This window comes from Paraburkholderia sp. CNPSo 3076 (genome assembly GCF_026343935.1).
Lineage (GTDB): Bacteria > Pseudomonadota > Gammaproteobacteria > Burkholderiales > Burkholderiaceae > Paraburkholderia > Paraburkholderia nodosa.
On the sequence record NZ_JAPMAL010000046.1, the window covers coordinates 1 to 24,172 of the forward strand.

Here is a 24,172-nt window from a genome sequence, read left to right on the forward strand (position 1 = left end):
TCAGCATGGCTCGCAGTAACTTCTCCGGTGCGATGCTCGGCCGTCCACCTTTTATGTCCGCTTCGTACATCTCGGCGAACAGTCGATCCATCTTCGCCAGCGCTTCGTTCGCCATCACGCGGATCGAACGCAACGGATGCGACTTTGGGACGAAGTCGTCCAGCTTGCGCATGGAAAACAGACTCTCAGTGAACGTGTCGGCGCCGCGCATGATCTCCAGTGGGCAAGTGGTGGTTCATCTATCAACGCTTCACGAACTCTGCGCGATGACGTGTTTCAGCGGTACTTCAGCAACCTGCTAAAGCCCCTGTTGGAAGTTGCAAATCTCGATAAATTAACTTGATGCAATTAGAGAAGGCAGCGGCAGTAAACCCGACTGGTGTAAAGCGGGATTCGCACACTCATCTTCTCCGAGGAGCACGCAAATGGACGCGTCTGACACATCCCTCCGAGGGAGAATACGACGCTAGGTGGCCGCCTGCACATGGCATTTGAACTTGGCGAGAAGACTGGAAGCCCATCACTGGGTGATGGACGGCGAGCCGCTGGACATGCGTGATGTGATCAGAACCCAGGAGCTACGTATGCAAGGCATAGCCGCTGCTTCGAGCAAACTGCTCGAACAGGGCGAGCTTGCACAGTCAACGGGGCGGCGGTCGCTTGAGCAGTTGCTTGCCGCTGAGAGCGTCGATCGGGCCGTGCGCGTGGTCAACCACCAGATGTGGTTGGCGAAGTTCCCGGTGGATCGCGATCTGGGTGGGTTCGACTGCGACGGCTCGCCAGTTTATCGCAAGCCCGGTATGCGTTGATCCAGCGCAGTTGCGACTCGTGCTCCGCAGGCTGATGCCAGCGTGATTGCTCGCCCATCGGTACTCACATATGGCTGGCAACGGGTGTTAGGTGACTGAATGAACCCGTAAGAGCGTTCATTCCGGTACTGTTGATACCAGCGCGCAGACCAAGCGAGGCTTGCACGAATCTCATTGCATTCAGAGGTGGTCCGCGCGTCGCCGATTCACCATCTTTGGTCTGCATCGAGACCACGTGCAAGCGGTATAAATATCGGCATGCTGCGATGTCAGCGCGGACATGAGGAAAATGATTCACTGCGGCCGCAAGATGTTGATGCGCTCGGAATTTCAATCACGAAGCGCGGAAGCGGGGTATCTTCCTCATAGTCGATCCGGGTGCCGATAAAATAACGTAGGCTAGTCTCGTCCACGAACACAGTGAGGCCCTGTGTAAACACCTTCGTGTCGAAATCGCTTACGGAGTCAACCAGGACAATAGAATATTCTAGCTGTCCTCCCGCACGAAATTCGGCACGCAGTCGAATATAAAGGGGCGCTTCGTGGCTCTGCGCGACAAGCTCGGCGGCTTCATTTGCTGCTCGGGCCGTGAACGTAAAAAATTCACACGCGGGTGCTGTCGATATGCTTGATCGTTGGGAAATCATAGATTTTCCTTGAAAATTAACAGAGAACGATATCCGTCTTGACAAATGCGAATCTGCACAACGAAGGAAAGCAAGTACCGCGCCACGACGCTCGCTCGCAATACTATTGCTCGGGTACGGAATCAGCTTGTTGAGGCGAGTGTGCACCCAGAGGCTGTGTAAGCGACAAGCCAAATTATTCACGCTGTTGAGCTCGCCCCCAGACGTCGTCATCAAGAGTGAAGCGATGCGCGGAAGGGCATAGTGGAGATCTCCTTGCGCCATAGAAAACAACTAAGCGAGATCCGCGGCGCGCGACTTGCGACTTCGTCGCGAGTCGATAGACGTTCTCTTTAATCAGTTGAAGTTTGCGATCTTGGACGTCCACATTCGACGTTAAACCAAGTTTTCCCTATACACTGAGAAACTAGCGCCGCGCTCAGGAAACGCAGACGGAATAACGGCGCGAAGTTAGCTGATATAGAATGGTTAGCGCAAGCGACTCTCGCTCGGGGAAAGCGAGTTGCACGGATAACGCATGAAACAACGATACATTTTTCGAATTCCTCTCATTTGTCAGATGGGAAATGAGTGCAATGAAATTGATAGCGCATCCAGTCGCCGCCCAGAAGGGCATAGCCGCCTTGGATTCCGTAGACCGCGCGATCCTCAGACACTTGCAGCAAGACGCCTCGCTATCGATTGTCAGCCTTGCAGCGAAAGTGAAACGCAGTGCACCTGCCTGCCTGCGGCGCGTGAAACGGCTCAAGGAGACGGGACTGATACGAAGAGTCGTCGCACTGCTCGACGCGAAGGCCATCGGCGCGGGCATGTTCGCCGTAATCGGGATCGTGCTCGACGGCTCGACGCCCGAGGCGTTTGCCGCATTCGAGAAAGCGGCACAGAAGGTGTCGGGCTGCGTAACGTGCTACGCTGTGAGCGGGCAGTTTGACTATATCTTGCTCGTTCGAGCACGCGGCAACGAAAGCTTCAACCGGTTACATGCTGCACAATTGTTGCACCTGCCGGGAGTAAGGGAACTGCGTAGCTTCAAGGTGTTAAAGGAAGTCTTATCGACGCAGGCGATACCGCTGTAACCGCAAACGCTTGAGAATGTAGGCTTGACCTGTGTCAAACATCACACAGGTGCTGGTCGTAACCAAACGACACGTTTCGAATCGCCCCGCTGGCTTCCGCAGACCAAACTCGTGACGGATAAACTCTTGACCCGTCCGTCGGCAAAGTCCGTTCGTAGTGGTGCGAGCAGACTGAGTTGCGCCAGCAACGTCCCGACTCATGTTCAGTAAAGTTTCGCCGGCAACCGAAGCCGACTGGATGCACTTCGCGCAACGCGCTGCGCTGTCACAATCCAGACAATTCAGACAGAGGCAACGTGACACCGGCCTCCCTATTACGGTGATCGGGAATTGCGATGCATGCTAGAAACATCTTCCAGGTTTAGGTAAGACAGGGGCGTTGTTGCACTAATCGGAGAGCTTCGCGGCGGATTGACGTTTACGCGCAACGCTCGGGTTGACCAGGATGTTAACTCCGCTTCGAACTGCGTAGATTCTTGCTTTTTTCGCCGGCAAGATGCGCAAGGACGAACGCAAGGCAAGCGGGCCCAAAGGGGTCTACCGCGTCAGGAACTGGCGGGATTACAACGCCGGCTTGATCGCAAGAGGCGATGTAACCATGTGGATTGATGAAGGCGTACTGACGCAGGTTTCCGAGGCTGGCTCGACCAGGCGCGGCCGACCGCGTGTCTACAGCGGTGCAGCGATCCAGATGCTGCTTGGCCTCAAGGAGGTTTTTCATCTGCCTCTGCGCGCTGTGCAGGGCTTCGCGCACAGAATGCGCAAACTCGCCTACCCGGGCTTGCCGGTGCCTAACTACACGCAGTTGAGCCGTCGCGCGCAGACCCTCAAGGTCGCGCTGCCGGCGCAATGTCCCCATGAGCCCATGCACCTCGTGATCGACAGCACCGGGATGAAGGTCTACGGCGTAGGCGAATGGAAAGTGCGCAAGCACGGCTGGTCCAAGCGCCGGACGTGGCGCAAGGTCCACCTTGCGATGGACGCGAACACCGGCCAGATCTGCGCCGCGCTGATGACCCATCAGGACGAAGCCGATGGCGAAGTGTTGCCCGATCTGCTCGACCAGATTCCGGCTGACGTGATGATCGATACCATCGGCGGCGATGGCGCTTACGACACCAGGCCTTGCCACGCGCGGATCGCCGCGCGTGGCGCGAGCCCGTCGATTCCGCCGCGCGAGGGAGCGAAGCCGTGGCCAGATCGCACGCCTGGCGCAATGCAGCTATTGCTGCTATCGAAGGAAGCAGCAGGCGCGAATGGAGGCAGGCGACCGGCTACCACCGGCGATCGCTCGCCGAGACCTTGATGTACCAGCTCAAGGTACTCACGGGCTCCAGTATGTGGGCGCGCGCGACTGGCTCGCAAGCCACCGAGGTGTCGATCCGTGCGGGTGTACTCAATCGCATGGGAGCCCTCGCTCGCCCGCAGTCCGTCCGTATCGCCTGAGATTGAGAGCACAGAGGTCATGTCGTCTTTACGCCTGATTTTTGCAACAATGCCTAAGACAGGCATGGTCCTTGCGTGCCGTGGGCCGCTAAGTTAGAAGGCACAGACAAGTTAAGACCTTTCGTCAATGAGAAAGCGCTTAACAATGGCATAAAACTCGCCACCTCGCTACGGACGGCTTCGCGGCCAACTTTGTCATACGGAGCAACAACATGAAAGCATTAATTGATAAAATGCACCGGCTTTCGTCGGCTGAGGACTTCTTCCGATTCTTCGCCATCTCATATGACGACAAGGTGGTGAACGTAAGTCGATTACATATACTAAGGCGTTTCTTCCAGTACATCAGGCAGGCGGAGGAGCTGTCCGCGGATCACGACGCAACCTTATTCTTGATATATCGAAATCTCCTGCTGAAAGCGTACAACGACTTTGTCATTTCCACGCCTGCTGAGCAAAAGGTGTTCAGGGTTCTTCAGGAAGCCGACGGAGAGCGGCATATCTCTCTTGATAGCCTGCGTGAATCTCTGCCGGCTCGGGCTAATAATTGAAGTTGGTGAGCGAGTCATATTGGTGCTTGTCTGAGGGATCTGTCGCAATAAGGCGGTCTGCTATGCTGACGGGCCTTAATGCGTGACGTGATCGATGACCGAGAAGCTGAGTCCGGGTGTGGGAAAAGTACTCAAACGCTTGCATTACCCGCTGGACGTGATGTTGCTGTGCGTTCGGTGGTACGTGGCCTATCCGCTGAGCCTGCGCCATCTTGAACAGATGATGGCCGAGCGCGGGATTGCGGTCGATCATTCGACCGTTCACCGTTGGGCACTCAAACTGTTGCCGGTCCTGGAGAAGGCGTTTCGACGGTGCAAACGGACGGTCGGCAAGAGCTGGAGGATGGACGAGACCTACATTCGAATCAGGGGTGAGTGGCGGTATCTCTACCGGGCTGTCGACAAGGCAGGCAACACCGTTGATTTTCTGCTGCGAGCCCGACGGGACAAGGCTGCGGCCCGGGCCTATTTCGAAAAGGCAATCGACCAGAATGGTGAACCCGAGACCGTGACGATCGATAAGAGCGGATCGAATCTGGCTGCCTTGCAAGCGATCAACGCCAGGCGGGAAGTGCCGATCAAGGTCCGCCAGAAAAAGTATCTGAATAACATCATCGAACAGGATCATCGGGCAATCAAGCGCCGGACCCGACCGATGCTTGGGTTCAAGAAATTTCGTTGCGCCCGCATTCTCCCGGGTGGCATCGAAGTCATGCAGATGATCGTCAAGGGGCAATTGAACGATGGCGGCGTTGGTCAAACTCCCGCACAGCAGTTCTATTCGCTGGCTGGATAAGGAATCCATACCATATCGCTCTTGGCCGACCTTTCGCTCTTACTGCGACAGAACCATGCAGATGCTCGTCAGATTGAATGAGCTGCACGGCCTTCGCTATATTCGAACTGGAATGAAGCAATTTCCGCTGTGGTCGATAGTTGAGCCGTTGGCTGTACGGCTCCATCAAGCGGTGGCTCCGGTGGTGGGATACCGCACCTTCGCGAAGGCGTACGGGAGAGGCAATTCACCGAGTACTGCGCACAGTGAAGATGGGCTTGCTGCGAAGTTTGACATCTTGGCTCGGGCGTTCGACGAGCCTTCGAAATGACCGGTAAAATTCAGCAACACAGATGATGCAGCTTGAAGAAGCGAAAGGGCGAATGACCGCCACAACTCCGGAAATAGCCTGACTGGAAACCTGACCCTACGGCCTATAAGATGCGCGACGACTTCGATTCAAAGACAAGGAACGCACTCGCTGCTCGGGCGAACTATCGGTGCTCGTTTCGAGGATGCGATTGTCCGACATCGGGCCCTAGCGATGAATCGGACATGGCGGTCGCAAGCATAGGCGTGGCCGCACATATTCATGGCGCCGCCGAGGGGCCAGGGAGCCGGCGATACCTGAAAGAGATGACCTCAGATGAGCGGCGGCATATTAGCAATGGTATCTGGCTGTGCAGCAATCACAGCATCCTCATTGATCGGGATGAGGTGACGTACACCCCGGATGTCCTTCGGGCCATGAAGGAAGAACACCTTCATAGGGTGGGTCTTCAGCTAAGCGCGGCTGGGTCTTCCAATGCGACTTCCGCGGTACATTCAGACCTGATCGCGATCGGGCCTGAGGTCATCTGCACCGGGCGTTCTGTCGACGCTGAACGCAGCCTTGCGCAGCGCGCTTTCCTCCGGGCTCTCGCCTGCCCGGACGATGTCGTGAAATAAAATTCGCATGATGCGGCCTCAATGGCCTCAATGTTGGATCGGCAGGCGTTCGCAGTTTAACGTCTCTTTGGACGCGACGCCGGCTAACCCTGTGCCCCGCAATAACTGAGAACGAAAGTGATTCCCGATCCCCGCGGGCGGCCAAAACCCGCGTCCTCGAGTTCATACTGCAGGCGGAAGAGAAGCGGAACCCCACGCCTTTTAACAGTCCCCAGCTAGCCGGCACACGTCCTCCGGCAGTTCGTCCATGCGCACTTTGTACAGGATTCACCATGTTCGCGGCGAGGTGGTTGTACTTGGGGCGGTCTGAAGAAAGGGGCGACAAGATGCTCGTCGAAATGACCCGAAGCCGCCTCAAAAGGTTTGGACAGTCCTCAGAAAACCTGAAGCGAGTCAGTTTGTCCAGGCTCTTCAGCCTGCTCATCATCGGTTCTCAATTCGTTCAGCCCAACACCTTAACCGATTTGCCCACGCGCTATTGGCACCGCAGCCCTTGATCTTCAGCAAGGAGCGTCTTCATTTCGTCCTCCTTGACACATGCACCCTGTATCGTGCAGCAATAGGGCATTCCGTGAGGAATATGTAGCCATGCCGAAAATCGATGCAGGATCCCGTACGGCGGCGCTAGATGTAGCATCAGTTCTGCGCCCGCTGGCGATGTCCTTAGCGCTCCCGTTGCCTCCGACCCACCGCAACCATCGTGCAGCACCACTAACGCGGTTGGTGTTTGGCCGTCCAAGCTGGAGAACGACAGGCGCTGCGTCACACGGACGCAACTTGGTTGCCGCGTCATTGGAAGCAGCCGAGGCGCGAACTGCGGTGCCGGCGTTGACGCAACAATTGGGCATGAGTCACACAAAAACGCTGGCGACGCTCGGTCCAGTGCTTGGGCACCGGGGACTGGAAATGTCGTCGATTGTTGGAACTTCCTCGCGTCCGCCCGTTTCACTACCCCCTCGCCTGCGAGACAAGATTGCGGCTGTCGAAGGCGCGATGCACGAAGCGAAAGCGCCGCTCAGGCAGTACGCGCAAGCGGCGACTATCCGCGTACGGCATCGTGCCATGCAGGAGTCTTCAATAACGCACTTGACATCGCAAACCTGAATGCGTTGGCAGATGTCGAGACTTCGCGAGGAGGAAATGGTGGATGGCGCTCGGCCGCCAATTGCACTTGGACCGTCGAGACAAGTATGGTTCAATTCTGCCGGCCAAAGGCGACTGCTCTTGATCACACTGCGGAGGGAGTCATGTCGATGCATTCATAATCACACCCCAGTTCCGAGGATTTCGGCCCGGTGCGGGCAACATTGGAAATGGCCAAAGCTCATCGACTCCCTCTACGTGCCCATTCGTGATGACGTCATCGATAATTTCCGCTTTCAGTTGAGCTTGCGCGATATCGAGGAGTTGCTCTTTGAGCGCGGGGTGATCGTGAGCTACGAGACGATCCGATGCTGATGCGACAAATTCGGCAAGAGCGTGGCGCACCGGGTGAAAGCCGCGCGGCGCAAGCCCGGTTCAACCTGGCACCTTGACGAGATGTACGTCACGCTGCGCGGTGAACCGTATCTGCTATGGCGAGCGGTGCACGAGCATGGCGCCGAACTCGACATCCTGGTGCAGAAGCGGCGCGACACGGCCGCGGCCAAGCGCTTTTTCAAGCGGGTGCTGCGCTCAAACCCGGTACCCCGCAAGATCGTTACCGACCAGTTGCGCAGCTACCCGGCGGCCAAAGCCGAAATCCCGGAGCTGGCGAGCGTGAAGCATGTGTTCGTTAAAGCGGCGGCCCGGGTGAACAACCGCGCCGAGAATAGCCATCAACCCACGCGTGAACGCGAGCGGCGCATGCGCGGCTTTCGTGAGCCGAAACGCAGAAATTCCTTTCTTGCTTCGGGCCAATCCGCCAACATTTCCCGCTCAAGCGACATCTGGTGCGTGCTTCGCTTTATCGCAAACAGCTTGCCGCACGATTTGTGGCTTGGCGCGAATTCACCGATGCCACCCAAAATCCGTCCTTCGCTTTCTGATTACCCGGCCTGCAGGCCATCAACTCGTCTCATTTCGCTGAGTTGACAATGCCCGGCCAACGCCACCCCGCCAGCCGACGCGGAAATTGCCAACGATGGACATATTACCGACGAGCCCGCACAACTGAACGACATCGGCACCCATTGGTACCAACACTCCGCGCGGCCCGGCCAGACCCCGGCGGTCACGTGGTCATTCGATGTGGCACGCGACGCGGTGCTGACTATTGGCTCACGCGGCAGGACTGCAACCCTAATCGGCAGCTTGCGCGCTACGCGTTGAAGCCAGAGCCTATCGCACCTGTCGGTTACGTCGCCATGCTCGCCCGAACTCGTGGGTCCAGCTTCGCGCCTATCCTGCTGTGACCGACCTCGTCGTGCGGGCACACAACGGGGTGACCTGCGGATTGCCGCCGTTCACTGCTCGACAAAACCAGATTCTCGGCGCCCTCGGCCGCGGTCTCTCATGCCGGAGCATTGCTCGGGAACTGTCGATCAGCGAGTTCACCGTACGCAAGCACCGAAGCAACATGCTCACTAGGCTCTGCTTACGCAATGTTGCCGAACTCGTCACTCATGCACGGCGACAGGGATGGTTAATGCCACCCACCTTACTCGAAAAAAGACTGCTCCCTATCGGCACGTGAACATGAAGTAACAGCGCTCGTCGTTGAAGGGCGAACCAGTAAAGAGATTGGACGCCTGCTCGGCATCAGTGACCTCACTGTGCGCAAGCACCGCGAGAATGTTCTGCGGAAGCTGGACTTGCACAGCACGGTCGAACTCGTCTCACGGCTATCCAACCCGGGTTTTGGCGATGTCTGAACAGCGTGCGTCTTACCCGATACGACATCGGGAGTATTGAAGACCTCGGCCAATATAAGCACGATAGCCAGAACAACCGGACGCATTGAGCTTACCGGCATAACGCGGGGAACAGGATGGGGGGACAACCAATGGATACCGAACCAATTTGCGTAGCCGATACCCAATAGGAACGCCCAGTGAACATGCCTCCATCGACGACGCGGGTACTCTTGATCGCTCCCCCATGCTGGCCGAACCAGATGCTGGCGGCAGTCCTTGCCACGGTGCCGCAGATCCAGCTGGCGGGATGGAGTACCAGCACTGCTCAAGGCGCGGCGGCCACGACGAACCTGCAGCCGCATCTCGTGCTTGTTGACGCTGCGTTAGGCGAATACGAGGACCGCATGCCGACACTGAGCGCGGGGACGACCGCACGTGTCCTCGTTTTCAAACGGGCGGAAAAACCTCCGCATGAAGTGGACTATACGGCGAGCGTCGGGGCCGCCAGCGTCGAAGCCATCCTGTCGCTGACGCAGTTGATCTATGCATTGCAGGAAATCGATGCGGTCCGCGCGTCACTCACTCCAGCAGCAGCGGAACTTGTCGTGCCGAACCGCGTCGCTACCGAAGGTGCCGCCCCGGTGCCCTTAACCGCGCGCGAGTGCAACGTTGTACGGCTGGTGGCCTCAGGCTTGAGCAACAAGGAAATTGCTCGGACACTCGGCGTCAGTGTTGCGACCGTCAAGACGCACGTGCACAACGTCCTCGTGAAGCTGAAACTTCAACGCCGTGCGCAATTGGCCTTTTGGGCGTCGACATCTCGCTGGCTATTCACGTAAGACACGATTGTCAAATAACCACCGGCGAATCCAACGCCGCAAGCCGATCGAGCGGTTCTCAATCTTTTCTCAATCCATTTTCCGCCTTTTGGTCGATAGGCAGCAGCCGTACGAACGGACGAATATATTAACCAGACGAATATGGTTTCGACAGAATTTTGATTCCGCTTCGTCTACCCTGATTAATCAGAAACCTATCGAAGGAATCACCATGGCAAATGCATTCGCTTCCAACGTGAATTCGACTGAATTCCGTGTTACGAACAATACCGACAAGCTCGGAAATCAATCTATCCTGGTCTTTCTCACACCGGCGAACGATGCTCATCAGTGGCTCTACGCTGCATGGCAGCAGCTGCATCCGGGAAAGGGGGGTACGAGCAAATTTGTCCTGTGCGAGGAAGTCAGCGGCCAAATGGAGGCCACCGACGGAACCTATTCGACCAATGTGGTTGCAATCCCGCCCGGATATGTCTCCGAACTGGTCAATGGGTCTCAGCTGCAACCGACGTTGAGCACGCCCATTTTGGGATCGAGCGCACGGCTACCTCACGTCACTGCCCAGCAATCGGGCGTGCAGAATGCAACGGACCAGCCGGCCGTCGAGATGAATGCGCTCTGGTATATCAACGGAAATTTGACATGCCAATCGATTGCTCCGGTCAGTGCCGGCAATGTATTGTCGGCATTCGAATTGAATACCACGCTGTATTGGGCCGTCGGCAACACAGTCACCGGGCCCAATTACACATACAACCAGGTCACGCCGCTGACGAAATATGTGCTGCCCGCGGCAACGCCCGCTGTGAACGTTACGCTCGACTACAGTAATTCGCAATTTAAGTTTTCCTTTACTCCGGTATAAGCTGGCTGACAAAATCTAACGTCGAATCGATGCGTCTTCTTGTGAGGCGGTCGCCGTCGACGCGGCGACCGCTCGACGTATCGCGTCTGGACGACGTTCGCACAGTTATTCGGATACTCCACAATTGGTAAGGAGTGCTACTATGCCTGGAAGCAACGAGCATCAAAGGAATTTTTCTCTCAACTTCAAGAGCGAAAACTCGTATAGCGTGTTTGGTCGCGAATGGGCAAAGGCTTGCGTCGCAGGAAGGCGAAGGCGTAATCATCGCCAACCTGCTGAACCGGTGGAACGCCTTCGGCAAACCGGTTTGCGTCAAAAATGCATAGTCGCGTCCATAGCACGGGAACTCGTACCCATCCGGACAAAGCCCGTCCGATGTACCTGCACGGCGATGAAATCCAGCGCCAGACAGATGCGGCAGGCTTTTGTCGCGCGTCACGTCCCAAGCAAACAAGCCGATTGACGCTCTCAATGTCGTGATGACGGAATTTTCTGGGATTCCGGCGTAGAACCCCGTTATGGATTCCGGGGAGTTTGTGACGCGGTCACGGCGATCGGCCGCGGCCAATTGAACTTTACAGGAGCTTCTCGTGAAGGAAAAGTACATCATTCTCCGCGGCCGCGGGTTCGCCGCAGGGCTCGGGGCCACGCCGTTCGAAGTTGCTGCCGAGCCGGCGCCTGCTTTCGAGGTCGATGAGCTCGACTATCGCAAGGCAGCGCAGTTGAGCGCACGAGCAGACATCCAGATGGTCGCGCCCGCCATGCCGATGCGACTGACCCAGCCCGTCGAAATGCTGCCGGTCGCGGCGCCCGCGCAAGGGCCGGGCACCGCATGGGGCGTTCATGCCGTCAAGGCCGACACCTCTCCCTTTGACGGCGAGGGCATCGTCGTTGCGATGCTCGATACCGGCATCGATGCGACTCATCCCGCCTTCAGCGGCGTGACGTTCGTACAGGAGAACTTCACGGACGACCCGAATGGCGGAGACACGGTCGGTCACGGAACACATTGCGCCGGTACGATCTTTGGGCGCGATGTGGACGGGTTCCGCATCGGCATCGCGCGGGGCGTCGCGAAGGCGCTGATCGGCAAGGTGCTGAGCGACAAGGGCGGCTCGAGCGAGCGCATCGCCGACGCGATGCAGTGGGCGGTCAACAACGGCGCTCATGTCATTTCGATGTCGCTCGGCATTGACTTTCCCGGATACTCGGCGGGACTGCAGGAGCGGGGATTTCCGCCCGAACTCGCGATCTCGCGCGCGCTGGTTGGATATCGGATGAACGTGTTGCTGTTCGAGCGGCTCGCCTCGGCGCTGCGCGCTCGCGCTCAGGCAACCTTGATCGTCGCCGCGGCGGGCAATGAGAGTCGGCGCAAGGTCGATCCCCGATTCGAGATCGCGGTGTCGCCACCTGCCGTGTCGGAAGGGATTGTCTCCGTTGCAGCACTGGGCCAGGACGCGGCTGGATTGTCAGTCGCGGAGTTCTCGAACACCGGTGCACTCATATCAGGACCGGGCGTAAGCATCATCTCGGCGGCCGTGGGCGGCGGCTTGCGCACGATGAGCGGAACCAGCATGGCCACGCCGCACGTCGCGGGCGTCGCCGCGCTCTGGGCGCAGAAGCTGATCCAGTCCTCGCCGCTGGGTTGGCAGATCTTCAATGCAAGAGTGCTGTCATCGGGTACGTCGAACGGCTTCGCCCCCGGCTTCGACCCGACCGATACCGGCGCAGGTCTCGCGACGGCGCCTCAGTAAGTTTCACGCGGCGACCCGCCAGCGACACAGGCCCGAATCGAACGCCCGCTCATCGCTCAAAGCGAAACCTCGAAATACAACAGTGTCGTCTTCACGTTGTCGGTCGCCGCCGCCGGAGCCGGGTCTTGGTCGGTTCTCAACACGCTGCCGCGTCCCTGAATCGCGGCTTCGAGTGCCTCGACCAGCGACGGAAGCGGGAGCTTGCCCCAGCCTTTCTTGACCGCCATGTCGTGATCGACCGGAATCATGGCGTAGCGCAGATTGGACATCAGCTGCACGCCTTTGCTCCTTGAGCGTCGCATTGGGACTGCCGTGATGCCCGACCTTGTAGAAAATGGACCGGCGCAGCAGATCGGTTCCCGAAACCGTGCCTGCGCCGACGTTCCAGTTGCACCCGGACCATGTCAGCCAGTTGCCGACCTGCGCATCGGCGGCAAACAGCAGCACGTCGCCGCCGTCGAGCTCAATTGCGAGCACGAGGCTCGTGTTGTTCGTCATGTTGTCGAGGGCGATGGCGAGCGCGGTCGCGGCGCCGAGATAGTCGGAGTCGATCCTGCGCCAGTCGCCGCCGCTCCAGTACTGCCGCTGGAAAAACGGCTGCTGGCGGCCTACATCGTCCGGAGTTCGCCATGCGTTGCCAAATGGAATCGCCGCGTCATCACCGAATGCGTAAGCCGCGTTCGCGAGCGAATAGGTTTCGGGCGCGGCGCTCGACAGCTGGGTCTTCCTGGGGTCGCTTGAGAAAACGGAAAATAAAGCACGTGTGCGACGTGAGGTCGCGCCAGTTATGGTCTCGGCCCGTAAGGGACAGTGAGACTTGTTGTTCCCTCAGCAATAGCCTACCGGGGCGAGCGTGGCTGGTAACGGCTGGGTTCGAAGCCCTCGGGACAATGAAGTCCTTCGCAAGAGAAGAGCGGGCCGCGAGGCAAGCTCAACTGCTGCCAGCATCAGGCGGCAGGGACGCTAGGCTGGACAGGATGGTCAACGTAGGTGAACCGCCGTAACTTTCGTTAAATTTGACAAGCCCAAGATGCTGGCAGGCTTGGACCAAAAGGTATGTGACGGGTTGCTCGATACGTGCTGCGAGCAACAGGGACAGACAGTCACCGGAAGAAAGGCGGGACCTAAGCTGTTCGTGTAACTGGCGTGGAACACGGTAAGCCCGAATCTTCGCCCCCGTGGCAGGCGAACCGCAAGGAACGCCGACGGGGATGCGGGTAGAGGATGGTCGAAAAAGCGAATGCCACCAGGTAATGGGGTGGATAGGGGTTGAGGCAAAGGGTCATCGAAGCCCTCTCTAATCGCGAGCATGGCCTTTGCGAACAGTTCCGGACTCTGATCCAGTTACTTGTGGAGCACTTACGCGAACTGGGCAACAAGGCAGCTGAACTGGAGGGACGCATCCGCGCGATGCATCGTACGGATGAGGCCGGGCAACTTCTCGAAACAATTCCCGGAGTCGGGCCGCTCACCGCTTCCGCGCTGGCAGCATCAATCGGTAACCCACGAGCGTTTCGGGACGGCCGCGAACTCGCTGCATGGCTGGGTCTCGTCCCGCGTCAGCACTCCTCGGGAGGCAAGCCACGTTTGCTGGGCATCAGCAAGCGCGGCGATACAGCACTACGAACACTGCTGATTCACGGCGCTCGTGCTGTTATCCGTATGGCAGTCAACAAACCTGAAATGACCGATTCGTGGGTCATGAAACTATGTCGACGCCGACACAAAAAAATCGCCGCCGTGGCGCTTGCAGCAAAGAACGCCCGAACGGCGTGGGCCTTGCTAATTCGCAAGCAGGTCTATCAGGTTAGCCACGTTCCCGTGCGAGCTGACGCAACGGTCTAACAGGCTCAGGTTCTAACGTAGGTACAACACCACCTTCCAGAGGTTGCTTGAGCAGATTTTGATTCGATGACAGAACGGTCGGACCGTGGCGGGCCAAACCCGCTTTGCACCAAGGGCAATCAAGCCCGTGGCTCTGATGGGGTACCCACTCGCGGATATTCATCGTGGGCCAGCAGCGATTGCTGCCAAATGAGCCCGGATACATGGCTGCAACCTCGACCCAATGCCAGAGAGTCAGTCTGCTTGACAACTGGGAGTCGTCCATACATGGTGCAAATAGGCGGTCGGCCTATCCCCTGCAGGCGTTCGACACCCTGTTTGCCGCGCGCGCCTGGGTCACCGGGTTGGTGCGCTGGTATAACCACGAACATCGTCACAGTGCGATCCGTTTCGTCACGCCTGCCCAACGGCACGCCAAGCTCGACCAGCAGATCCTCGATCGCCGCGCTACGCTCTACGAGGCGGCAAAGCAGCGCAACCCGCTACGATGGAAAGGCCCCACGCGAAACTGGAAGCGCGTACATACGGTCCACCTGAATCCCGATCAGAAAGACAACTTCGAACCCATCAAACGCGACCACCGACAGGAGCAAAAAGCCGCCTGAATATAATCGTTGAGGCGACATCTAGCTTGAAATTTACCGACGCTCGAGCAGCAACTCCTCGACGTCGCGCAGGCTCAGGCTAAACCGGAAATACCAGCGAACCGCGCAGCTGATGACGACGGCAGGGAACCGGTGGCCGTGAGAAAGCTGTTTTGCCTTCTTCATTACGTCATTCTACCGCCCCCTCTCCATCAACCTGACAGAGCCGCTGCCAATTGTAAGCCCGCTGACTAAGGTTCTACGGTTTGTTGGACCGTCGAACAAGATAGAAGCTACAACCCGAGCCGGCCACCGCAGTGCATTCATAGTAGCTACGACCGTAAGGACCATTTTTCCGGCGCCACATGCTTTCATCCACCCCTAAAGTCGGTCGCGGAGGCCTCGGTACGAATCGTAAATCTGCATGGCGGCCGTTCCTAAGCTCATACGAGCAGTTAACTAGCGCTGGCGGCCCACTATCACTATCCTTCGCTGGATAGAACGTGGCAGAGGTAAATCTCTTGATGCGATCGTCATCGTCCGGCGCAACGCCCAACCACATACCCTCAGCATCGTTGGGTACTGCTGTAGCTGTATACCAAATTCCTTCCTTACTTATCTCAGAGATAACTGGACAGCGCTCTAACGTTTCGGCCGACGCGTACCACGATGCGCTAACTGCGATGTGAAAAATTAAAATGCTTTTCTTCATAGTCAAGATTAATCCTAGTACACAGAAGTATATTCGGAGAATAAATCCAAATCATCGATTTGAATCTGAATTAAAAAATGGCTCGTAAGAGCACTTCAAGGACGCAGCCGACCCACTATCCTTCGTACGTGTTGAAGAAACACGGTGGAGAAACGCCTTGATGGTGCTTTCCCCCAAGTCCCGGCGCAACACGCAGTCATTTGTTCTCGCCATCGCCGGCGATTGCTGTGTACACCCTCTTGCCATCGCGATATCATCGGTAATCGGGCAGCTTACGACTGCTTCAGCCAATACCGACATCAATAACCGGTGGATGGAAAGCAGGCCTTTACATAAAGCGCGAGCCGTGAGTCGCAGCCAACTTGTGGGCGCAAACAGCATCGAACCTGCACGAAGTGTTGCATTGACTCTCGGTAACAGATATACGTTTAACCGAACTGCTGCTTAAGCAGGTGGAACGCATATTGATTCCGGGCGCGCGCGTGCTAACCTTTGGTAGCTTGATCTGGTTAAATACGGCATCCAATTAAATTATTCAGCTCGAGTTGTCGTCTAGCGACAATACGGCCGCCGTATTGTCGTGAACAGTCGAATGAGTTTTGCAGACATTATATGACCCATTGCTTTTTGACGAGTCAGTTGATTTACAAAAAAAGAAGTTCTTCCTTTATAAGGCATAGAAGTAACCATATCAAATAAATAAAATTGATGGTGCTGATAATTTTTTTGACTCTTCAAATCCACGTTTCAGGCGTTAAGGCACACCTGCAATGTCTGTCTGGGTTGTGCGCTGTGGCGCTACCCCTGTAGCGCTGCGCAAGTCGACTGGCGAGATTTTTTCCCAACCTGCAGGATGCCATGCCCCTAGCAGTTTGATAAAAAACGCTGCGCAGATCACTACGTTATTCGCCTTGAAGAATTTGTGGATGCCGCGCAGAGCTTTGCGAGACGCTTACTCACGAGTCAGAAAGTTAGGGAACAAAACCGGTAAATGAATGAAAGGGACTTCCCCATCCTGGTTTCGGTGGAAGCCGCGAACCAGCTTCGGCGTACCATTGTTCGGTCCCGATCCCTCAACCGCATCGATATCAGGGGAAGTTCATGACCATTGCTACGTTAGGAATCGATCTTGCAAAGAACGTCTTTGCCGTGCATGGCGTGGACAAGGCTGGCAAAGCCGTACTTGTAAAGCCGCGTGTCATGCGCGATCAATTGGCGGCCCTCATCGCACAACTTCCGCCTTGTCTGATTGGCATGGAAGCCTGCTCAGGCGCACACCATTGGGCGCGAATGTTCCAGCAACACGGGCACACGGTAAAGCTGATTGCGCCAAAACTGGTTGCGCCGTACCGGATGTCAGGCAAGCAGGGCAAGAACGATGCCGCTGACGCGGCTGCCATCTGTGAGGCTGTCACGCGGCCTAACATGCGGTTTGTCCCTCTCAAAGACGAACACCAACAGGCGGCCCTTTGCCTGCATCGCACACGTCAAGGCTTTGTCGAAGAGCGCACCGCGAGCTATAACCGTGTACGTGGCCTGCTGTCCGAGTTCGGTATTGTGTTGCCGCAAAGTACGGCGAAGTTGCGCAGCAACATTACGACCCGTATGGAGGCTTTGCCTGGCTGGGCAAATCGCTGCATTCGAGATCTGCTCGAACATATCGATCGGCTGGGAGAACGTATCGACGAGTACGATCGCGCCATTCGTGGGCTTGCCCGCGAGGATGAGCGCAGTCGCAGGCTCATGGAACTGCGCGGGATAGGGCCCACCACGGCCAGCGCATTGCTCGCCACTCTCGGCGCTGCCCACGACTTCAAGAATGGCCGGCAAGTGGCTGCATGGCTCGGCTTGACGCCTTCGCAATATAGCAGTGGCGGCAAAGTCCGGCTCGGAGGCATAACCAAGGCCGGCGACGCCTACATACGTACGCTTCTGGTAAGCGGCGCACGCGCCGTGATGTCAAATCTTCGGGATAAACAAGACCGGCTTAGCCGTTGGATTAGAAGCCTCATTGAGCGGCGCGGATACTGGCGCGCGGCGGTTGCCATTGCCGCCAAGAATGCGCGGATGGCGTGGGCGGTATTGAGATACGGCGATGCTTTCCAGCAAGAACCGGTGGAAGCCTGACCGGCAATGCCGCAATGTTCAATCGAACCTTCTCCACGGCGGTCAGAATCATCAATAGATAGAAGATCACTTTGCGCTGCCAACGGTGATGTGAAGTGGGTTGGACCCGCGCGGGGGATACCTGCAAGATCTACTGGGGTACTCGCTCCCGATAAATGAATTAGGTCCTCGCGCGCGTCTTTCATCAGGGTCCGGGCCGTAGGCCCAAAATGACCGTTTGTAGTATCGCAGTCCTTCACCTTCTCAAACACTGCGGGCAACGCAACAGGCAACATCAGGAACCCCATCGGACTTGCGCTGAATGGGGAAGCCCTTGTAGTAGATCTATCGTTTCGTGTCACTCGATGGAGCCACGGACTGTGAAGCGAGACGGAAGAAGTCTGGCGCACAACGTCCTCGAAGCGATGCGCATGCTCGCGCTTCAACGGATGGATGAAGGGGAACATCCCGATGTGGTTTCGGCGTCGTTTGGAATGCATCGTTCGTGGGCATACAAGCTGCGGGCGAAGGCGCGGGCGCGAGGACGAGGTGCGCGTGCATTGCGCTCGACCTTGGCGACAGGCCGCCCGCGCAAGCTCACCGCCGCCCAGGAGCAGCAGGTGTTGCGGTGGATCAATGGCAAGAACCCGATGCAGTATGGTTTTTGACTTCGGGCTTTGGACGCGTAACCTGGTAGGCGAACTGGTACAACGTAAATTCGGGATCACGCTCAGCGTGGCTTCGATCGGTACGATGCTGGCGCGCCTGGACCTGACGTCACAAAAGCCACCGCAGCGCGCCTACCAGCGCGATCCGGAGGCAACGAGCGCTGGCAACACGATACGTATCCATCCATCGCCAGACGGGCTCGCGAGCAGAAGGCGGACATTTTCTTCTGGGACGAATCGGGTTTTCGGGCCGACTCGGTACATGGCAGAACATGGGCGCCACGCGGCGAAACACCCGTCGTAGAGCGACCCGGTCAGCGGCAGAGTATGAGCGCAGCGTCTGCCGTGAACTCGAAGGGCGCCTTCTGGTTTGCGACGTACGAAGGAGGCCTTAGCGGAGAGTTGTTCGTCGTGCTGCTCAAGAAGTTGATGTTCTATCGGAAGAGACCGGTTCATTTGGTAGTCGACGGACTACCAGCACACAAAAAAGCTGTCATGAAGGACTACGTTGCCAGTACTAACGGCAAACTGACTCTGCACTTTCTGCCCGGCTACGCACCGGACCTCAATCCGGATGAGTTAGTTTGGAGCCACGTGAAGCGCACAGGCGTGGCTCCAAATCCATTGCGCAAAGGTGAAAAGCTCGCTCCGAAGATTCACGAGCAACTTGCCCAGGTTCAGCAAAACCCAGAGCTCGTGCGCTCGTTTTTCAGGCATCCGTCTGTCGCCTATATTTCTGACCTATGAGTAATCTTTGAGGGTGACTGTCCCGGGTGTCCGGTTCTCGACATCATGTGTTCGCAAGCGGACCGAAGTGCTCACGCGGCGGCGCACGCGACCGGGCGAAGGCGGCGTCGAGGAACTGCTCACCTCACTCTATCGCAAACAGCTCGCCGCACGCTTCGCCGCTTGGCATCTTTTCACTGAGGTTAGCCGGATTCCGTCCGTTTTCTGAACAGATCCGTGTCCTCTCCGCTATTGCGCCGCGAACAATTTAACGTGACAGCGCCGAAATTGGCTTCGTCGCAACTAAAGCCAACAAACGGCGAGTTTGTCTGGTTTGTCTGGTTTGTCTGGTTTGAATGTAGGTCCACGTAAAAGAATTACGTTGGTTGACCAACGGGCGCGAGTGTGGGCGCAAACGAGTGAATTGGCATGAAACTCGCGTTTATCAACATGTGACCTGCCCAGTAAAAAGGACATGCCCGTTTTACGGATGCCGGTGCCGCCGCGCTTCCGAACGGCTTTGTCCGGATGGGGGTATTGCAACGATGCTACGGGTTGTGTAAAAGCGCAACATCATGAAGCCAGCTTGAATAATGCCATATAAAGCCAGACTAAAGACGGGTGAACCGCGCAAGCGCAAGAAGCCGGGGTACCGGGTGACGAATGCGCGGGCGTATAACCAGAGCCTGAGAAAGCGCGGCATGATCAGCCTGTATGTGCCGGGCGGCGATCTGAAGGCGCAGCTTATCAACGCAAAGATCCGTACGCCGGGCGTGTCGGGGCGTGAGCCGACCTACACCACGGCGTACATCGAGCTGATCTTTACCTTCTACCGGCTGTTCGGCTGGGGGATGCGGCAGATCACCGGCTATATGGAGGACTACTGGGAGACCCGCGGGCTGGACATCCCGGTGCCCAGCGCCAGTCAGCTGGGCGAATGGTTCGCTTCACTGGAGGTGAGCGTCACGCAGCGTTGCGAACAGCTGGCCCGACGTCTCGCGCGCGGCGAGACGATCAGTCTCATCATCGACAGCACGGGATTGAGCTTTGGGCGGGCGAGCCAGTGGTACGAGGAAAAGTACGGTCAGAAGGCCGCGCGCACGCCATGGCGCAAGATGCACCTGTCGATCGACGCTGACATGAACGTACACGCGATCCGCATCACCACTACAGAAGTATCGGACAGCGAAGGAATGGACGCCGTGCTGCCCGCTGATGTGCCGATGGATCGGGTGATTGCCGATGGCGCGTACTACAGCATCGAGCGTACCGAAGCGCTTTCAGGCGCGGGCGTGACGCCCGTCATCCCACCGCCAGCTCACGCTGTCGGACACGGCGAGGAGCGAACCCGCCGGCATGACCCGATCGTCAGATACATCGAGGACAAAGGCATCTATGCATTTCACAAGAAATACGGCTACGGTGTGCGCTCGCTGGTCGAGGCGCAGATCTCGCGCATCAAGCGCTGCATCGGCGAGCGCCTGCTGACGCAGGAGCTTGCGTCGCAGGAAGGCGAAGGCGTAATCATCGCCAACCTGCTGAACCGGTGGAACGCCTTCGGCAAACCGGTTTGCGTCAAAAGTGCATAGTCGCGTCCGTAGCACGGGAACTCGTACCCATCCGGACAAAGCCATCGCGCGGGTGGTCACGACGTTGCCTCTTTGGCGCGCGAATGGTCGCGTCGTGGCTACCTGAGCGGCCTGAGTGCGGCGCCGCGACAGGTGTGTGACACCGCCGCCGGAGCATTTTTCTTTTGTGACCTAGATCAACGCCATTCTGAGGCCGGGTTGGACCGGGTGCGCACGAAGCTGGCACGAATCTTGTGTTTTGAGAACGCTAAACGCCGACAGGGGGCGCCCCGAGACGCAACCGCATGTCGGCGTCGCCAACCCGATGGCCATCAAGGAACCACACAGTGATCGAAACGTTTTATGAAGTCATGCGACGTCAGGGGATTTCGCGCCGCAGCTTCCTCAAATTCTGCTCGCTGACGGCGACGTCGCTCGGTCTCGGGCCCGCATTCATGCCAAAGATCGCCCACGCGATGGAGACCAAGCCGCGCACGCCGGTGCTCTGGCTGCATGGGCTCGAATGCACGTGCTGCTCGGAGTCGTTCATCCGTTCGGCGCACCCGCTGGCGAAGGACGTCGTGCTCTCGATGATCTCGCTCGACTACGACGACCTGTTGATGGCCTCCGCGGGGCACCAGGCCGAGGCGATCCTCGAAGAAGTGATGACGAAGTACCGCGGCAACTACATCCTCGCGGTCGAAGGCAATCCGCCGCTGATCCAGGACGGCATGAGCTGCATTATCGGCGGCAAGCCGTTCGTCGATCAGTTGCGCCGTGTGTCGAAGGACGCGAAGGCCGTGATCTCGTGGGGCTCGTGCGCGTCGTGGGGCTGCGTGCAGGCGGCGAAGCCGAACCCGACGCAGGCGGTGCCGATCCACAAGGTCATCACCGACAAGCCGATCATCAAGGTGCCCGGCTGCCCGCCGATCGCCGAGGTGATGACGGGCGTGATCACCTACATGCTCACGTTCGACCGCATGCCGGAGCTGGACCGCCAGGGGCGCCCGAAGATTTTCTACAGCCAGCGCATTCACGACAAGTGCTACCGCCGTACCCATTTCGACGCGGGCCAGTTCGTCGAGTCGTGGGACGACGATGCGGCACTGCGCGGCTACTGCCTCTACAAGGCCGGCTGCAAGGGCCCGACGACCTACAACGCCTGCTCGACCGTGCGCTGGAACGGCGGCACGAGCTTCCCCATTCAGGCGGGCCACGGCTGCATCGGCTGCTCTGAGGACGGCTTCTGGGACAAGGGCTCCTTCTACGACCGGCTCACCCAGATCAACCAGTTCGGCGTCGAAGCGAACGCCGACAAAATTGGTGGCACCGCGGCCGTCGTGGTGGGCGCCGCTGCCGCGGCGCATGCGGCCGCTTCGGCGATTCAGCGCGCCAAATCGAAGCACGACGCGAGGCAAGACCGCGACGGCCGATAGCCGCATCTAGCGCCCCGCGCCGGGGCGCCGCCGACAAGCACAGGAAGCAGCACAGGAAAAAACAAGCATGACAGCCATTTCCACCCAGGGGTTTCAGCTCGACAACAGCGGGCGGCGCATCGTCGTCGATCCGGTCACGCGCATCGAAGGCCACATGCGCGTCGAGGTCAATGTCGATTCGAACAACGTGATCCGCAACGCCGTCTCCACCGGCACCATGTGGCGCGGGCTCGAAGTCATTCTCAAGGGGCGCGATCCGCGCGACGCGTGGGCATTCGTCGAGCGCATTTGCGGCGTGTGCACGGGATGTCACGCACTCGCCTCCGTGCGCGCCGTCGAGGACGCGCTCGACATCCGCATTCCGCCGAACGCGCACCTGATCCGCGAAATCATGGAGAAGACATTGCAGGTGCACGACCACGTGGTGCACTTCTACCACCTGCACGCGCTCGACTGGGTCGATGTGGTATCGGCGCTGAAGGCCGACCCCAAGCTCACGTCCGAGTTGCAGCAACGCGTCTCGCCCGCGCATCCGATGTCGTCGCGGGGCTACTTCCGCGACGTGCAGACGCGCCTGCGCAAGTTCGTTGAAAGCGGCCAGCTCGGGCCGTTCATGAACGGCTACTGGGGCAACCCCGCCTACGTGCTGCCGCCGGAAGCTAACCTGATGGCCGTCACACACTACCTCGAAGCGCTCGACCTGCAAAAGGAGTGGGTCAAGATTCATACGATCTTTGGCGGCAAGAATCCGCACCCGAACTACCTAGTGGGCGGCGTGCCGTGCGCGATCAATATCGACGGCGATCTCGCCGCCGGCGCGCCGATCAACATGGAGCGCCTGAACTTCGTCAAGTCGCTCATCGACGAAGCGATCACGTTCTGTCGCAACGTCTACGTGCCCGATCTGCTTGCGATCGGCACGATCTACAAGGCGCGCGGCTGGTTGCATGGCGGCGGCCTCGCCGCGACCAACGTGATGGACTACGGCGCGTATCCGCTCGTCAACTACAGCCCATCCACCAACCAGATGCCGGGCGGCGCGATCCTCAACGGCGACTGGAACACGATCCTGCCGGTCGATCCGCGCGACCCCGAGCAAGTGCAGGAGTTCGTTGCGCACTCCTGGTATCAATACCCGGACAACGACCGCGGGCTGCATCCCTGGGACGGGATTACCGAGCCGCATTACGAGCTGGGGCCCAACACGAAGGGCACGCGCACCGCGATCGAGTCGATTGACGAGAGCGCGAAATACTCGTGGGTCAAGTCACCGCGCTGGCGCGGGCACGCAATGGAGGTCGGACCGCTCGCGCGCTACATCCTGGGCTACGCGCACGCGCAGCAGGGCAATGCGCATTGCGGGCGCACGAAGGAGCAGATCAAAACCTCGCTCGTCACCGTGAACCAGGGCATGCCGAAGCTGCTCGGCTTGCCCGAAACCTCGCTCGGCGCGAAACAACTGCTGCCGACCACCATCGGCCGCACGCTCGCCCGCGCGCTCGAAGCGGAGTATTGCGCCGAGATGATGGCGGACGACTGGCAAAGCCTCATCGACAACATCCGCAACGGCGACACCTCGACCGCGAACGTCGACAAGTGGGACCCGTCGACGTGGCCCGCCGAAGCGAAGGGCGTGGGCGCGGTCGCCGCGCCGCGCGGCGCGCTCGGCCACTGGATCAGGATCAAGGATGGCCGCATCGAGAATTACCAGTGCGTCGTGCCGAGCACCTGGAACGGCGGCCCACGCGACGCTAAAGGGCAGATCGGCGCATTCGAGGCGAGCCTCATGAACACGCCCATGGCGAACCCCGAGCAGCCTGTCGAGATCCTGCGCTCGCTGCATTCGTTCGATCCTTGCATGGCGTGCTCGACGCACGTGATGAGCGAGGACGGCGCTGAAATGACCGCCGTGACCGTGCTCTAACTCCACCAGGCCGCTGCGGCGCCTGCGCTCGCCGGCGCAGTGGCGGCCAAGAAAGGATG

Annotated in this window: 21 protein-coding genes and 5 pseudogenes; 21 read left to right on the forward strand and 5 right to left on the reverse strand. The window is 58.4% G+C overall.

All coding sequences use genetic code 11. The features are described from left to right. Nucleotides 1–211: pseudogene (locus M3A49_RS36565) on the reverse strand (IS5/IS1182 family transposase); the annotation flags it as partial. Nucleotides 212–497: 286 nt separating this feature from the next. On the opposite strand from M3A49_RS36565, the gene M3A49_RS36570 reads away from it, so the two are divergent. After that, the gene (locus tag M3A49_RS36570; RefSeq protein ID WP_266233214.1) at nucleotides 498–809 is read left to right on the forward strand and encodes an ATP-binding protein; all 312 of its coding nucleotides are present in this window, start codon (nucleotides 498–500) and stop codon (nucleotides 807–809) included. A gap of 269 nt (nucleotides 810–1,078) precedes the next feature. On the opposite strand, the gene M3A49_RS36575 is transcribed toward M3A49_RS36570, so the two are convergent. Continuing rightward, nucleotides 1,079–1,456 (reverse strand): HesB/IscA family protein, encoded by a 378-nt coding sequence (locus M3A49_RS36575; RefSeq protein ID WP_133191141.1) that lies wholly within the window; start codon nucleotides 1,454–1,456, stop codon nucleotides 1,079–1,081. A 575-nt stretch (nucleotides 1,457–2,031) separates the two neighbouring features. Between M3A49_RS36575 and M3A49_RS36580 the strand changes: the two genes are divergently transcribed. From M3A49_RS36580 to M3A49_RS36635, 12 genes and pseudogenes are all read left to right on the forward strand, one after another. Further along, nucleotides 2,032–2,532 carry an Lrp/AsnC family transcriptional regulator gene (locus M3A49_RS36580; protein WP_246089473.1) on the forward strand — a complete coding sequence of 167 codons (501 nt, stop codon included), beginning with the start codon at nucleotides 2,032–2,034 and terminating at the stop codon, nucleotides 2,530–2,532. Nucleotides 2,533–3,130: 598 nt separating this feature from the next. After that, complete coding sequence (locus tag M3A49_RS36585; RefSeq protein WP_323183470.1) at nucleotides 3,131–3,838, forward strand: IS5 family transposase; 708 nt, start codon at nucleotides 3,131–3,133, stop codon at nucleotides 3,836–3,838. Between the two features lie 352 nt (nucleotides 3,839–4,190). Then, on the forward strand, nucleotides 4,191–4,529 hold the full coding sequence (gene nifW / locus M3A49_RS36590; RefSeq protein ID WP_266233215.1) for a nitrogenase stabilizing/protective protein NifW: 339 nt from the start codon (nucleotides 4,191–4,193) through the stop codon (nucleotides 4,527–4,529). A 94-nt stretch (nucleotides 4,530–4,623) separates the two neighbouring features. Then, a complete protein-coding gene (locus M3A49_RS36595) occupies nucleotides 4,624–5,325 on the forward strand; it encodes an IS6 family transposase (RefSeq protein ID WP_266233216.1) in 702 nt (233 codons plus the stop codon). A 55-nt stretch (nucleotides 5,326–5,380) separates the two neighbouring features. Further along, entirely contained in the window at nucleotides 5,381–5,635 is a 255-nt protein-coding gene (locus tag M3A49_RS36600) for a hypothetical protein (protein ID WP_266233217.1), read from the forward strand. A gap of 224 nt (nucleotides 5,636–5,859) precedes the next feature. Beyond that, nucleotides 5,860–6,252 (forward strand): hypothetical protein, encoded by a 393-nt coding sequence (locus tag M3A49_RS36605; protein ID WP_266233218.1) that lies wholly within the window; start codon nucleotides 5,860–5,862, stop codon nucleotides 6,250–6,252. 1,371 nt (nucleotides 6,253–7,623) lie between these two features. Continuing rightward, a pseudogene (locus tag M3A49_RS36610) lies at nucleotides 7,624–8,279 on the forward strand (IS6 family transposase); the annotation flags it as partial. Nucleotides 8,280–8,674: 395 nt separating this feature from the next. Further along, on the forward strand, nucleotides 8,675–8,926 hold the full coding sequence (locus M3A49_RS36615) for a response regulator transcription factor (RefSeq protein WP_246089462.1): 252 nt from the start codon (nucleotides 8,675–8,677) through the stop codon (nucleotides 8,924–8,926). Nucleotides 8,927–8,969: 43 nt separating this feature from the next. Continuing rightward, a pseudogene (locus M3A49_RS36620) lies at nucleotides 8,970–9,104 on the forward strand (LuxR C-terminal-related transcriptional regulator); the annotation flags it as partial. Between the two features lie 185 nt (nucleotides 9,105–9,289). Next, nucleotides 9,290–9,925 carry a response regulator transcription factor gene (locus tag M3A49_RS36625; protein WP_266233248.1) on the forward strand — a complete coding sequence of 212 codons (636 nt, stop codon included), beginning with the start codon at nucleotides 9,290–9,292 and terminating at the stop codon, nucleotides 9,923–9,925. Nucleotides 9,926–10,136: 211 nt separating this feature from the next. After that, entirely contained in the window at nucleotides 10,137–10,790 is a 654-nt protein-coding gene (locus M3A49_RS36630) for a hypothetical protein (protein WP_266233219.1), read from the forward strand. Nucleotides 10,791–11,380: 590 nt separating this feature from the next. Next, on the forward strand, nucleotides 11,381–12,544 hold the full coding sequence (locus tag M3A49_RS36635) for a S8 family peptidase (RefSeq protein ID WP_266233220.1): 1,164 nt from the start codon (nucleotides 11,381–11,383) through the stop codon (nucleotides 12,542–12,544). A 56-nt stretch (nucleotides 12,545–12,600) separates the two neighbouring features. On the opposite strand, the gene M3A49_RS36640 is transcribed toward M3A49_RS36635, so the two are convergent. Continuing rightward, a complete protein-coding gene (locus M3A49_RS36640; RefSeq protein ID WP_254344572.1) occupies nucleotides 12,601–12,822 on the reverse strand; it encodes a hypothetical protein in 222 nt (73 codons plus the stop codon). Between the two features lie 37 nt (nucleotides 12,823–12,859). Between M3A49_RS36640 and M3A49_RS36645 the strand changes: the two genes are divergently transcribed. The 3 genes from M3A49_RS36645 to M3A49_RS36655 all read left to right on the forward strand — a co-directional run bounded on the left by M3A49_RS36645 (nucleotide 12,860) and on the right by M3A49_RS36655 (nucleotide 14,994). Further along, the gene (locus M3A49_RS36645) at nucleotides 12,860–13,285 is read left to right on the forward strand and encodes a hypothetical protein (RefSeq protein ID WP_266233222.1); all 426 of its coding nucleotides are present in this window, start codon (nucleotides 12,860–12,862) and stop codon (nucleotides 13,283–13,285) included. Nucleotides 13,286–13,813: 528 nt separating this feature from the next. Beyond that, nucleotides 13,814–14,389 (forward strand): IS110 family transposase, encoded by a 576-nt coding sequence (locus tag M3A49_RS36650; protein ID WP_266233223.1) that lies wholly within the window; start codon nucleotides 13,814–13,816, stop codon nucleotides 14,387–14,389. Between the two features lie 203 nt (nucleotides 14,390–14,592). Continuing rightward, nucleotides 14,593–14,994 carry a hypothetical protein gene (locus M3A49_RS36655; protein ID WP_416339086.1) on the forward strand — a complete coding sequence of 134 codons (402 nt, stop codon included), beginning with the start codon at nucleotides 14,593–14,595 and terminating at the stop codon, nucleotides 14,992–14,994. 39 nt (nucleotides 14,995–15,033) lie between these two features. Here the strand turns inward: M3A49_RS36655 and M3A49_RS36660 are convergent. Continuing rightward, nucleotides 15,034–15,159 (reverse strand): annotated as a pseudogene (locus M3A49_RS36660) (IS6 family transposase); the annotation flags it as partial. 73 nt (nucleotides 15,160–15,232) lie between these two features. Beyond that, nucleotides 15,233–15,685, reverse strand: coding sequence for a DUF3757 domain-containing protein (locus tag M3A49_RS42820; RefSeq protein WP_416339087.1), 453 nt, complete (start codon nucleotides 15,683–15,685; stop codon nucleotides 15,233–15,235). Between the two features lie 1,101 nt (nucleotides 15,686–16,786). Here M3A49_RS42820 and M3A49_RS36665 point away from each other — a divergent pair. From M3A49_RS36665 to M3A49_RS36685, 5 genes and pseudogenes are all read left to right on the forward strand, one after another. Beyond that, nucleotides 16,787–17,812 carry an IS110 family transposase gene (locus M3A49_RS36665; RefSeq protein ID WP_254346685.1) on the forward strand — a complete coding sequence of 342 codons (1,026 nt, stop codon included), beginning with the start codon at nucleotides 16,787–16,789 and terminating at the stop codon, nucleotides 17,810–17,812. A 344-nt stretch (nucleotides 17,813–18,156) separates the two neighbouring features. Continuing rightward, nucleotides 18,157–19,206, forward strand: a pseudogene (locus M3A49_RS36670) (IS630 family transposase). A 680-nt stretch (nucleotides 19,207–19,886) separates the two neighbouring features. Further along, nucleotides 19,887–20,774 carry an IS5 family transposase gene (locus tag M3A49_RS36675; RefSeq protein ID WP_266233224.1) on the forward strand — a complete coding sequence of 296 codons (888 nt, stop codon included), beginning with the start codon at nucleotides 19,887–19,889 and terminating at the stop codon, nucleotides 20,772–20,774. A 329-nt stretch (nucleotides 20,775–21,103) separates the two neighbouring features. Then, on the forward strand, nucleotides 21,104–22,189 hold the full coding sequence (locus M3A49_RS36680; protein WP_323183474.1) for a hydrogenase small subunit: 1,086 nt from the start codon (nucleotides 21,104–21,106) through the stop codon (nucleotides 22,187–22,189). 67 nt (nucleotides 22,190–22,256) lie between these two features. Beyond that, the gene (locus tag M3A49_RS36685) at nucleotides 22,257–24,113 is read left to right on the forward strand and encodes a nickel-dependent hydrogenase large subunit (RefSeq protein ID WP_266233226.1); all 1,857 of its coding nucleotides are present in this window, start codon (nucleotides 22,257–22,259) and stop codon (nucleotides 24,111–24,113) included. Nucleotides 24,114–24,172 lie beyond the last annotated feature (59 nt).

Bases quoted from the DNA above. Each gene is read 5' to 3' on its own strand.
- M3A49_RS36585 (WP_323183470.1), top strand. From the start codon at position 3,131: ATGTGGATTGATGAAGGCGTACTGACGCAGGTTTCCGAGGCTGGCTCG.
- M3A49_RS42820 (WP_416339087.1), bottom strand. From the start codon at position 15,685: ATGAAGAAAAGCATTTTAATTTTTCACATCGCAGTTAGCGCATCGTGG.
- M3A49_RS36630 (WP_266233219.1), top strand. From the start codon at position 10,137: ATGGCAAATGCATTCGCTTCCAACGTGAATTCGACTGAATTCCGTGTT.
- M3A49_RS36665 (WP_254346685.1), top strand. From the start codon at position 16,787: ATGACCATTGCTACGTTAGGAATCGATCTTGCAAAGAACGTCTTTGCC.
- M3A49_RS36580 (WP_246089473.1), top strand. From the start codon at position 2,032: ATGAAATTGATAGCGCATCCAGTCGCCGCCCAGAAGGGCATAGCCGCC.
- M3A49_RS36575 (WP_133191141.1), bottom strand. From the start codon at position 1,456: ATGATTTCCCAACGATCAAGCATATCGACAGCACCCGCGTGTGAATTT.
- M3A49_RS36645 (WP_266233222.1), top strand. From the start codon at position 12,860: ATGCCCGACCTTGTAGAAAATGGACCGGCGCAGCAGATCGGTTCCCGA.
- M3A49_RS36600 (WP_266233217.1), top strand. From the start codon at position 5,381: ATGCAGATGCTCGTCAGATTGAATGAGCTGCACGGCCTTCGCTATATT.
- M3A49_RS36625 (WP_266233248.1), top strand. From the start codon at position 9,290: ATGCCTCCATCGACGACGCGGGTACTCTTGATCGCTCCCCCATGCTGG.
- M3A49_RS36595 (WP_266233216.1), top strand. From the start codon at position 4,624: ATGACCGAGAAGCTGAGTCCGGGTGTGGGAAAAGTACTCAAACGCTTG.
- M3A49_RS36685 (WP_266233226.1), top strand. From the start codon at position 22,257: ATGACAGCCATTTCCACCCAGGGGTTTCAGCTCGACAACAGCGGGCGG.
- nifW (WP_266233215.1), top strand. From the start codon at position 4,191: ATGAAAGCATTAATTGATAAAATGCACCGGCTTTCGTCGGCTGAGGAC.
- M3A49_RS36655 (WP_416339086.1), top strand. From the start codon at position 14,593: ATGGCTGCAACCTCGACCCAATGCCAGAGAGTCAGTCTGCTTGACAAC.
- M3A49_RS36675 (WP_266233224.1), top strand. From the start codon at position 19,887: ATGATCAGCCTGTATGTGCCGGGCGGCGATCTGAAGGCGCAGCTTATC.
- M3A49_RS36605 (WP_266233218.1), top strand. From the start codon at position 5,860: ATGGCGGTCGCAAGCATAGGCGTGGCCGCACATATTCATGGCGCCGCC.